Here is a 10,017-nt window from a genome sequence, read left to right as displayed (position 1 = left end):
TCGTGGACACCGACGTCCCCTTCCGCGACTGCGGCACGCCGGCGGACTACCTCGCGGCGAACCTCGACGCCTCCGGCGGGGCCAACGTGGTCGGGCCGGGCGCCGTCGTGGAGGGGTCGATCGAGCGCTCGGTGGTGTGGGACGGCGCGCACGTGGGGCCGGGGGAGCACCTCGTCGAGGCGATCCGGGCGGGCACCGGCGCCGAGCGCGTCACCCTGCAGCCGTTCGCGACGGCCCGCTGAGCGGATCGCTCGCCGGTCCGGCCGCGTCAGCGGATCAGCCCGGCCGCCCGGGCCGCGGCCACGGCGGCGGTCCGGCTGTCCACGTCGAGCTTGGTGAAGATGTGCACGAGGTGCGACTTCACGGTCGCTTCGCTGACCACCAGGCGCTTGGCGATCACCCGGTTGGACAGTCCGTCGGCGACGAGGCCGAGCACCTCGAGCTCGCGCGCGCTGAGCTCCGGTCGGGGCGAGCTGAGCCGGCTCATCAACCGTTCCGCCACGACCGGCGCGAGCACCGTCTCGCCGCGGGCTGCGGCGTGCACCGCCTGCACGAGTCGGTCCGGCGGGGCGTCCTTGAGCAGGTACCCGGCCGCGCCGGCCTCCACAGCCCGCAGGATGTCGACGTCGGTGTCGTAGGTGGTCAGGATCAGCACCCGTGGCGGGTCGGTGAGCGCGAGCACCGCCCGGGTCGCCGCGACGCCGTCCATCGCGGCGTCGTCCCCGAGGCGCAGGTCCATCAACACCACGTCCACCTCCTGCTCGCGGACCGCGGCGACCGCGGCCGGGCCGGAGTCCGCCTCGGCGACGACGTCGATGCCGCCGGCGGCGGTCAGCAGCGCGCGCAGCCCGGCCCGCACGACGGGGTGGTCGTCGACGAGCACCGTGCGCACGGCCGCGCCCGTCTCCGCTGGCCCGTCGGTCATGGCGTCTCCGGCCGCAGCGGGATGGTCGCGGCGATCGCGGTGCCGTCCCCCGGCGCCGTCTCGACCACGAGCGCGCCGCCGAGGTCGGCGAGCCGCTCACGCATCGCCCGCAGCCCGAACCCGGTGCCACCCAACGGTGCCGACTCCATCCGACCGGGGTCGAAGCCCCGCCCGTCGTCGACCACGTCGAGCGCCACGGCATCCGGCTGGTAGGTCAGCGTCACCCGCACGCGGTCGGCTCCGGAGTGCTGGCGCACGTTGGCCAGGCCGCTCTGCGCCACCCGCAGCAACGCCACCTCACAGGACGTCGGCAGCGGGTGGGGGTCGCCGTCCACCTGCAGCGAGGCCTGTATGCCGGTCTGCTCGCTCAGCCGGGTCACCAACCGTCCCAGCGCGGCCGGCAGCGGCGCCTCTTCCAGCGCGGCGGGCGCGAGGGCGTGCACCACCCGGCGGGCCTCGACGAGGTTGTCAGCGGCCGTGGCCTCGATCTGTGCGAGCAGGTCCGCGCTCGTCCGCACGCGCGCGCCGGTCCGGGTTGCCGGGCCGGCCCGGCCCGCGCCGGACGGAGCGGCCGCGCGGCCGTCCGCGCCGTCGGCGGCGAGCCCGGCCCGCGCCAGCAGCACGATCGAGGAGAACCCCTGCGCCAGCGTGTCGTGGATGTCCCGGGCCAGCCGCGCCCGCTCGGCCAGCGCCCCGGCCTGGCGCTGGGTCGCGACCAGCTCGTCGTGGGTGGCCACGAGGTCGTCCTGGGCGGCGACGAGCTGCTCGACCAGCCGGCGCCGTTGCTCGCTCTCCACGACCAGCCGCCGGTAGGCCAGCGACATCCCGATCGCCACGAGTGCCCCGACACAGGGCCCGAGGACCTTCGCCACGGCGTTGCCGGCGCCGCCGGGGCCGGACAGCTGCGCGGTGACCACGGCCGCGGTGAGCACCCCGACGATCGGCACCGCCGCGCGCAGCGGGAGCAGGTGCATGGCCAGGAAGAACAGGGAGAACGCCACCCACGAGAACTCCGGAGACAGCGCGACCAGGGCGACCCAGCCGAGCATGAGGACGGCGAGCCAGACCCGCCCGACCACCGGGTCACGACGACGGGCCGCGAGCCACAGCCCTGCGGCATACCAGAGGGCGAGCAGGCCGGCACCGACGGCAACGGCGACCACGTGGTGCGCCGTGGCGGCGGCGCGGACGGCGCCGATGGCCAGCAACGCGGCGAAGAGCAGGTGCTGCCCCACCTGCATCCCGCGGAGCACGGGCGAGGTTCCCGTCACGTGCGCCAGCTCCGCGTGCTCCACGGCGCACACGGTAGCCCGCCCCCGCGTGGGGGCTTGGTGCTCCCAGTCGGCCGACCTAGCCTCGGCGACAGACCTCCGGCCCTCGCGGGCCGGCCGCTAGCAGCAGTTCGGGGGCGGGTATGCCGCGACGAGGCGTCCGTGCGATCCGCACCGGCGTGCTGCTCACCGTGGCGCTCGCGCTCACCGGGTGCGCAGCTGGGGTCGAGGCCGGCGGTTCGGCCCCCGCTACGTCGGCGCCTTCCGGCTCTTCCACCAGTGCGGGCCGGTCGGCCGGTGCCGGCACCTCCGGTCCCGCCCCTTCTGCGCCGGGCTCCTCGCGCCCCTCCTCCGGGCCGTCGTCCTCTGCGCCCTCCCCGCCGGCGACCAAGGCCCCGCCGCAGCTGCCGCGCGGCGGCCGGACCGTCTTCCCGCGCTACCGCCTGGTCGGCTATGCGGGCCTGCCCGGGGCGCCCGCACTCGGTCGGCTGGGGATCGGCAACCTCGGCGCGCGGGTCGCGGAGATCGAGCGGTGGGGGCGTCGCTACGCCGACGGCCGCACGCCGCTGCCGGTGCTCGAGCTCATCACGACGGTGGTCCAGGGCAGCCCGGGTGCGAACGGGCTGTACAACCGCCACATCAGCGACTCGGTGATCGCCCGTTTCCTCCAGGCCGCTCGCCGGAACCACGCGCTGCTGCTGCTCAACATCCAGCCCGGCCGGGCGGCGTTCCTCCCCGAGGTGGAGCGTCTGCGGCACTGGCTCGAGCAGCCCGACGTGGGGCTGGCGCTCGACCCGGAGTGGGCGGTCGGTCCCGGGCAGGTGCCGATGCAGGTCTTCGGGCACACCACCGGCACCGAGCTCAACCAGGTGTCGGCGTGGCTCTCCCGGCTCGTCCGCCGCCACGACCTCCCACAGAAGGTGCTCGTCTACCACCAGCTGACCGACTCGATCGTCCGCGACCCGCAGGCCCTGCGGCCGCACCCCGGCGTGGCGGTGGTGCAGTCCGTGGACGGCATCGGCGACCGGGCCGACAAGGTGCAGACCTGGCGCCGGCTGCAGAAGGACCGGCCGGCGTTCGTGCATCCCGGCTTCAAGCTGTTCTTCGACGAGGATCGGCGCACTGGGCCGCTCATGACCCCGCGGCAGGTCCTCGCTCTGAAGCCGACACCGGAGTACGTGCTCTACGAGTGAGCCGCCGAGCCACAGCGTGTCCGGTGGGGATCAGGTGAACAGCGCGATCCCCAGCAGCGAGATGCACGCGGCGATGAGGGTCGAGCCCGCGCCGAGCAGCACCGCCCGGCCGCCGGTGCGGATCAGCGACGCGAGGTGCACCGACGTGCCGAGCCCGAAGAGCGCACCGGCCAGCAGCAGCGTCGTGAGGACGTGGGCCCCGTCGAGGACGCCGGTCGGCAGCACGTTGACGCTGCGGAGGGCGACCATCGCGATGAAGCCGAGGACGAACAGCGGCACGAGCGGTGGACGCTTGCCCTCCTGCACCGATCCGCGCTCGCGGCGGCGGCGCACCACGCTGTAGCCGGCGATCAGCGGAGCCAGCAGCACCACGCGGGTGAGCTTGACCACGGTGGCGACGGCGAGGGCGGTGGGGCCGGCGGCCGAGGCCGCGGCGACCACCTGCGCCACCTCGTGGACCGAGGCACCGGACCACACGCCATACGACGTGTCGGGCAGGCCCAGGGGCGCCTGCAGGGCAGGGAGGACGAAGATGGCCAGGCCCCCGAAGATGGTCACGAGCGCGACGGCGGTGGCGAGGTCCTCCTCCTCGCTGTCGCTGACCGCGTCCATGGCCGCGGCGGCCGAGGCGCCGCAGATCGAGAAGCCGGTGGCCACCAGCAGCGTGGTGCCGCGGCTGGCGCCGATCTTGCGGCCGAGGAAGACGGTCCCGGCGAACGTGCAGGAGACGGTGAGCAGCACCACGAGCAGGATGCCGGGGTCGAGGCCGAGGATCTGCGAGACCGCCAGTTGCAGGCCGAGGAAGACGACGCCCACGCGCAGCAGCTTCTTCGTCGCCAGCGAGGTCCCGGGCAGCGCCCAGCCGCCGAGCAGGCCGACATTGCGGGCGATCGCGCCGAGCACCACGGCGATCGTCAGGGCGCTGATCGCCGGCACCGTGCTGCTGATGACGTAGGAGATGGCGACCCCGACCACCACGACCGCGAGCCCGGGGCCGAACCGGCGGACGGCGTCGGCGGCCCGTTCTCGAGGTGAGGCGTCGGGAGGGGTCGTCAGGGTGCTGGAGGTGGACATGCAGCCATCGTCGGGGCCCGCGCGGCCCTCCGGTAGCCGGCGAAGAGCTATGCAGCCATAGGCTGGAACTATGAGGACGGACCTGCGGTCGCTGGAGTGGCTGCTCGCGGTGGCGGAGCGCGGGAGCATCGGGGCCGCCGCGCGGCACCTGCACGTCAGCCAGCCGTCGGTGACCGACCGGCTGCAGCGACTCGAACGCCACCTCGGCCTGGGGCTGCTGCAGCGCTCGCCGCGAGGGACGCAGCTGACGACCGAGGGGGCCGCGGTGGCCGACTGGGCGCGGCAGGTCCTCGATGCCTCCGACCGGCTCGAGGCCGGCGCGGCGGCGCTGCGGCGCCAGCACGACAGCCGCGTGCGGGTGTCGGCGAGCATGACGGTTGCGGAGTACCTGCTGCCGCGGTGGCTGTCCGACCTGCGGCAGGGCCATCCCGGCACCACCGTCGCGCTGCGCATGTGCAACTCGCGCGAGGTCACCCGGGATGTCGCCGAGGGCCGGGCCGACCTGGGCTTCGTCGAGGGCCCGCGGGTCGACGGCGACCTGCGCAAGCGGGTGATCGCCAGTGACGACCTCGCGGTGGTGGTGGGCCCGCGCCACCGGTGGGCCCGGCGCCGGGCGGCGGTGTCCGTCGCCCAGCTGGTCGAGGAGTCCCTCGTCGTGCGCGAGCCGGGCTCCGGCACGCGCGACACCCTCGAGCTGGCACTCGCGCGGGCCGGTCACGGTCAGGCGCTGAGCGGGGGACTGGAGCTCGGCTCGACCGCGGCGATCAAGGCGGCGGTGCTCACCGGGCAGGGCGTGGGGGTGCTGAGCCGGCTCGCCGTCGCCGACGACCTCGCCTCGGGCCGACTGCACGAGGTGCCCGTCGCAGGGCTCGACCTCGTGCGCCGGCTGTGCATGGTGTGGTCACCCGGCCAGCGGCTCACCGGCGCCCCGGCGGAGCTGGCTGCGATCGCGCTCGCGGCCGGGAAGGCCTCAGAGGTACTGGCCCGTGGGTCCTGAGTCCTGACGGGGCAGGCCCTGGGCCGGTCCCGGCATACCGGGGTGGGGGCCCTGGGCAGCGGGGTGACCGGGCGGCAGGGCGCGACGCATCCCGGCGAGCTGCTGCTGGGCCGCCATCTGCTGGGCGAACAGCGCCGTCTGGATGCCGTGGAAGAGGCCTTCCAGCCAGCCCACGAGCTGGGCCTGGGCGATGCGGAGCTCGGAGTCGGAGGGAGCGGCGTCGCTGAACGGCAGCGCGATGCGCTCCAACTCGTCGATGAGCTCGGGGGCCAGGCCCTTCTTCAGCTCCTCGATGGAGCGTCGGTGGATCTCGGCCAGCCGGGTGCGCCCGGCCTCGTCCAGCGGGGCGTCGCGGACCTCGTCGAGCAACTGCTTGATCATCGAGCCGATGCGCATGACCTTCGCCGGCTCCTCGACCTGCTCGGCGGGGTTGGTCGGCCCGTCCCCCTTGTCGTCGGAGCCCCCGGCGACCCCCATGCCGCCCTCGGTGACGACCACGATGCGCTGCTGGTCGTCGTCCTGCTCGGCGGGGCGGGAACCTGGCGTCTGCTCGGATCCGTGGTCAGTCATGTGCCCCATCCTGCCCTCCGGCCCGCGCAGCGTCGCGCCGGGGGCGGCGTGGTCCGCGTCCTCAGCCGCGGGCCATCCGCGCCTTCAGGGTGTCGCGCTTGTCCTCGAACCGGCTGGCCTGCTTGTCGAGGTCCGCCATGAACGCGGCTAGTTCGGTGCGTGCCCGCTCGCCCGCGGGCGACAGGCCTTCGATCTCGAAGACGTCCCAGAACCGCAGTACCGGGTCGAGCACCTGGTCGCGGTGCTGGCGCAGGTCGTAGATGCCGGCGACCGCCATCTCGACCGCCTTGCGCTGGAAGCCGGGAATGCCCGTGCCGGGCATCTGGAACTGCTTGACCACGTCGAGGACGGCCTGCATCGTCTGGTCGGGGTCGAGCTCGAACGCCGCCTTCATCAGGTTGCGGTAGAAGACCATGTGCAGGTTCTCGTCCGTGGCGATCCGGGCGAGCAGCTTCTCGCACATCGGGTCCTCGGTGAACTTGCCGGTGTTGCGGTGGGACACGCGCGTCGCGAGCTCCTGGAAGGACACGTAGGCCAGTGACTCCAACAGCTCGCCGGAGTGCGCCGACTCGAAGCCCTCGGACATGTGCTGCATCCGGAACCGTTCCAGCGCAACGGGATCCACCATCCGCTTGACCAGCATGTAGTCGCGCATCGCGATGCCGTGCCGGCCCTCCTCGGCCGTCCAGCGGTGCACCCAGTCGCCCCAGGCGTCGTCGCGGCCGAAGATCGTCGCGATCTCGTGGTGGTAGCTCGGCAGGTTGTCCTCGGTGAGCAGGTTGACGATCAGCGCCGAGCGCGCGACGTCGGACAGCGGTGCGTCGTCGGGGCTCCACGCGTCCCCTTCCATGAGCCCGTCGAAGTTGCGGCCCTCGCTCCACGGCACGTAGTCGTGGGGGAACCACTCCTTCGCCATGCTCAGGTGCCGGTTGAGCTCCCCCTCGACGACCTGGTTCAGCTCACGCAGCAGGTCGGTCTGGCTCCAGGTCTGGGTGCCCATCGCTGGCTCCTCTCGTGCGGTCAGGCGTCCGCCGGGCAGCGTGCCGGCATGCTGCCCCACGTCGGTGCATCGTTCCTACGCTTTCGTAGGTTACGGGCACGTAGGTCCAGACGCCAACGGCTCCTCATGCTGAGACGTCCCGCCGCGCCGCTCATCCGCGCCGGCGCGTCACCTCCGGTGCCTTCCGTATGCCGAGCGCGGCCACGAGTGCCGCCAGCACCGGGACGCCGACCACCACCGCCGCGAGCGGGAGCCAGGGGATCACGATGATCGGCCCGCTGCTGCCGATCGTCACGCCACCGTTGACGACCTGCTCGCCGGTGGCCGTCAGCGGCCAGGTCACTGCGATGCCGGGCACGAACCCGACGACCAGCCCGAGCAGGCTGCCGACCAGGCCGACGACGAACGCCTGCGCGGCAGCGACGGCCCGGCGCAGGCCCCGGCCGGCGCCGACGGCGGCGAGCGTGGCGAGGTCCGGCCGTGCCTCGGCCTGGGCCAGCGCGGTGGAGATCAGCGTCGCAACGAGCACGAGCAGGCCGAAGACGACGAACAGGCCGAGGAAGACGTAGAACGCCTCCGACCGGTAGCCGCGTTCGACATAGAGGAACTCGTCCTGGGCGAGCTGCTGCTGGAGGGCGTCCTGTGTCTCCGTGGAGATGGCTCCGTCGGGCGCCCGCAGCTCGACCCGGTCGACCCAGGTCGGCCACTGCTGCGCCTGCACGGTGGCCGGTGCCACCACCGCACCGACCCGTCCGTCCGGGAACGCCTCGGCGAACCGGTACGCGGGCAGCGCCTGTGCCGGCACTGCCGAGGCGGTCGCCTGCCGGATCCGACCGGTCGGGAACCCCTCCGGGTCGAGTCGCTGGCTGCCGGTCAGGACGGTGACGCGGCCGGCGGAGATCGCGTCCTTGCCACCGATCACGAGCATCCCGCCGTCCGCGAGCACCTGCTGCTCCGTGCTGTCCAGGCGCAGCAGCCCCGCGGCCTGCTCCGGGGTGAGGACCCGGATGTCCGAGTGCGGCGTGCCGAGGTTCGACCCGAGCACCTGGCACTCGAGCCGACCGTCGAAGGCCACCGTCTGCGCCGGGGTACACCCGTGGCGCTGCACCCGGACGGCCGCGGCGGACCGGGCGGACGACGCCTCGCCCGGGTTGAACAGCTCCGAGACCCCGACGAGCCGGCGCGGGAGGGTCTGCAGCTGCGGCGCCACGTCGTGGACCCGCGCGGTCAGGTCCGCCACCCAGCCGTCGCCGCTGGCGGCGACGAAGCCCTCACCCATCACGGCCTGCGGCTGGTAGTCCTGCCGCGACTGCTCGTCGTCGCTGAACCCGCCGATCGCCAGTGCCGTCAGGGCCGTGACCGCCGCCATGATCGCCGCGACCGCGGGAGCCGAGCGGCCACGCTGCCGCCCGATGTCGCGCACCGCGATCCGCAGCGGCAGCGGGAACCGTCCCCCGACGCGCCCCACCGTCGAGAGCAGCCACGGCACGAGCAGCAGGGCGCCGAGGAACAGCACGACTCCCCCGAGCGCGATGCCCCACTCCCTGCCGTGGTGAACGAGGTCCACGGTGAGCAGCACGCCACCCAGCGCCCCGATGAGGAGCCCGACGAGCGGCATACCGGCGTGGACCGTGCGCTGGGTGACGCCGCGCCCGCGCAGCACGTCGACGAGGTCCAGTCGCGTCGCCCCGCGCGCCGGGAGGTATGCCGCCACGAGCGCGGCGAGGAAGGCGACGGCGGCGATGCCCAGCACCTGCCCGACGGGGACGTCGACCGGACCCGCCGCGTTCATCGCCCACCGGGTGTGCTGCCAGGCCCGGTCGACGAGCAGGCCGACGCCGACGCCGAGGGCCGCCCCCGCGGCGGCCGCCACCCCGCCGAGCAGCACGGCTTGGGCGAGCACGTAGCGCCGCAGCTGGGACTTGCGCGCGCCGTTGGCGGCGATGAGGGCGAGGGAGCGGCGCTGTCGGGCGGCGCTCACGGCGAACGCGGGCCCGGCGAGCAGGGTCGTCTCCAGGATGATGCCGACGGTGAGCAGGACCGCGAGGGCGGCCGTCGCGTTGGTGTTCGTGTCGTAGCCGGTGCGCGCCACGTCGTTCGCGGCCTGACCGGGGTGCTCGACGACGTCGCGGCTGAGCACCAGCAGGCCGTGCCGGTTGAGCTCCTTGACGTCGGCCCAGGTGACCGGTCGCTCGCGGACGACCAGCAGCGCGTCGCGGTCGGTCTGCAGGCCCCAGCCTGCTAGGGCGCCAGGGAGCGCGACCAGGTCGGCCGGGCTGGCGTCGCTGGCCCAGCCGCTGCCGGTGCCGACGACCGTCACGCGGCGGGCGTCGTCCCCGCCCGCCCCGGAGTCGATCGTGACGGTGCCCTCCGCCGGAAGCCCGGCCGCCAGGCCGGCCGGCGTCACGAGGACCTCGGTGCCCGAGCGGGGCCAGTGCCCGTTCGTCAGCGACACCATCCCGGTCGACGCGGGTTCCCGGCCGTCCACCCCGAGGACCTCCGCGTCGACGTGCCGGTCTCCGACGGTGGCCTTCGCCATCGCCGTGCTCGTCGACAGGACCGTGCCGCCAGTGAGCGCCTGCAGCCGCTCGGCGGTCCACGGGGCGTCCTTCGCGACGCCTGGTGCGCGCAGTGCGGCCGCGCCCTGCTCACCGGTCCCGTCGAGCTCACCCGAGTTCTGCAGGTACTGGTCCTGTTGCAGCTGCTGGTGGCTCGCGGAGCTGAGCGGCACGCGGGCCTGGGCCTGCCCCATCAGCCGTGGGAGGGCCTCGACGTGGCTGACCTCGTCGGTGGCCACGGCCGTGGCGAGGGAGGAGATGAGCAGCACCGGCAGGCCGACGAGCAGCACGATGAGCACGGCCCGTCCGCGGTGCCGGGCGATGTCCCGCCGGGCCAGGCGCAGGGCGCTGCGCCAGCTCGCCCACCAGGCGGCGGGTGCCGGCCCGGCGCCCCGCGGGTCGTCCGCGGGGCGCTCGCGGTGGGCCACC

General features: G+C 74.3%; 9 protein-coding genes. 3 read left to right on the top strand and 6 right to left on the bottom strand.

The features are described 5' to 3' along the window. On the top strand, positions 1 to 242 hold a 242-nt coding region (locus VFL99_RS17665; protein ID WP_325107681.1), incomplete at its 5' end, for a hypothetical protein. Between the two features lie 26 nt (positions 243 to 268). On the opposite strand, the gene VFL99_RS17660 is transcribed toward VFL99_RS17665, so the two are convergent. Next, positions 269 to 925: a response regulator transcription factor gene (locus VFL99_RS17660; protein ID WP_325107680.1), complete on the bottom strand. Its 657-nt coding sequence runs from the start codon at positions 923 to 925 to the stop codon at positions 269 to 271. Beyond that, the gene (locus tag VFL99_RS17655; protein ID WP_325107679.1) at positions 922 to 2,220 is read right to left on the bottom strand and encodes a sensor histidine kinase; all 1,299 of its coding nucleotides are present in this window, start codon (positions 2,218 to 2,220) and stop codon (positions 922 to 924) included. The genes VFL99_RS17660 and VFL99_RS17655 overlap by 4 nt, the downstream gene beginning before the upstream one ends. 119 nt (positions 2,221 to 2,339) lie before the next feature. Between VFL99_RS17655 and VFL99_RS17650 the strand changes: the two genes are divergently transcribed. Then, complete coding sequence (locus VFL99_RS17650) at positions 2,340 to 3,389, top strand: hypothetical protein (RefSeq protein WP_325107678.1); 1,050 nt, start codon at positions 2,340 to 2,342, stop codon at positions 3,387 to 3,389. Between the two features lie 30 nt (positions 3,390 to 3,419). Here the strand turns inward: VFL99_RS17650 and VFL99_RS17645 are convergent, their stop codons facing one another. Next, positions 3,420 to 4,463, bottom strand: a complete 1,044-nt coding sequence (locus VFL99_RS17645; RefSeq protein ID WP_325107677.1) for a YeiH family protein — start codon at positions 4,461 to 4,463, stop codon at positions 3,420 to 3,422. 70 nt (positions 4,464 to 4,533) lie between these two features. Here VFL99_RS17645 and VFL99_RS17640 point away from each other — a divergent pair, with 70 nt between their 5' ends. Further along, entirely contained in the window at positions 4,534 to 5,460 is a 927-nt protein-coding gene (locus tag VFL99_RS17640) for a LysR family transcriptional regulator (RefSeq protein WP_325107676.1), read from the top strand. Here the strand turns inward: VFL99_RS17640 and VFL99_RS17635 are convergent. The 3 genes from VFL99_RS17635 to VFL99_RS17625 form a co-directional block, all read right to left on the bottom strand. Then, positions 5,434 to 6,030 (bottom strand): bacterial proteasome activator family protein, encoded by a 597-nt coding sequence (locus VFL99_RS17635; protein WP_325107675.1) that lies wholly within the window; start codon positions 6,028 to 6,030, stop codon positions 5,434 to 5,436. The two genes, VFL99_RS17640 and VFL99_RS17635, sit on opposite strands and share 27 nt — an antisense overlap. Before the next feature lie 61 nt (positions 6,031 to 6,091). Beyond that, complete coding sequence (locus tag VFL99_RS17630; protein ID WP_325107674.1) at positions 6,092 to 7,030, bottom strand: acyl-ACP desaturase; 939 nt, start codon at positions 7,028 to 7,030, stop codon at positions 6,092 to 6,094. Positions 7,031 to 7,181: 151 nt separating this feature from the next. After that, on the bottom strand, positions 7,182 to 10,016 hold the full coding sequence (locus VFL99_RS17625; protein ID WP_325107673.1) for an FtsX-like permease family protein: 2,835 nt from the start codon (positions 10,014 to 10,016) through the stop codon (positions 7,182 to 7,184). Position 10,017 lies beyond the last annotated feature (1 nt).

The sequence above is a fragment of the Segeticoccus sp. genome (genome assembly GCF_035708005.1).
This window is presented reverse-complemented; position numbering and strand designations above follow the sequence as displayed.